The 613-nt window shown below is 72.6% G+C and carries 1 protein-coding gene; it reads left to right on the forward strand.

All coding sequences use genetic code 11. The features are described 5' to 3' along the window. Positions 1-613 (forward strand): acyltransferase domain-containing protein (locus tag G5C65_RS38095; RefSeq protein WP_165303653.1); only part of this gene is annotated, 613 nt, incomplete at both ends.

Consider the following 613-nt stretch of genomic DNA (forward strand, 5'->3'; position numbering starts at 1 on the left):
GCGCTGCGGGGGCAGGTGGAGCGGCTGCGGTCGTTCGTGGCGGAGCGGCCGGAGCTGGACGCGGTGGATGTGGGCTGGTCGCTGGCCACGGCGCGGGCCGGGCTGGAGCACCGCGCGGTGCTGGCCGGGGATGCGACGCTCGCCTCCGGCGTCGCCGGGGAGGGTCGGTTGGCGTTCCTGTTCACGGGGCAGGGCGCGCAGCGTGCCGGGATGGGCCTGGGGCTGTATGAGCAGTTCCCGGTCTTCGCCGAGGCGTTCGATGCGGTGTGTGCGCGATTGGATGTGCGGTTGGAGCGTGCGTTGCGTGAGGTGCTGGCCGGGGGTGTCGGTCTGGAGGGCACGCTGTGGGCGCAGGCGGGGTTGTTCGCGCTCGAAGTGGCCCTGTACCGGCTGGTGGAGTCGTGGGGTGTGGCCCCGGACGTGCTGCTGGGGCACTCGCTGGGCGAGATCAGCGCCGCGCACGTCTCCGGGATCCTTGACCTGGATGACGCGTGCACGCTGGTCGCGGAGCGTGGCCGTCTGATGCAGGCGTTGCCGTCCGGTGGTGGGATGCTGGCGGTGCAGGCGACGGAAGCTGAGGTCGCCGACTCCGGGCTGGATGTGGCGGCGGTCA

The organism is Streptomyces boncukensis, from assembly GCF_011045075.1.
GTDB lineage: Bacteria > Actinomycetota > Actinomycetes > Streptomycetales > Streptomycetaceae > Streptomyces > Streptomyces boncukensis.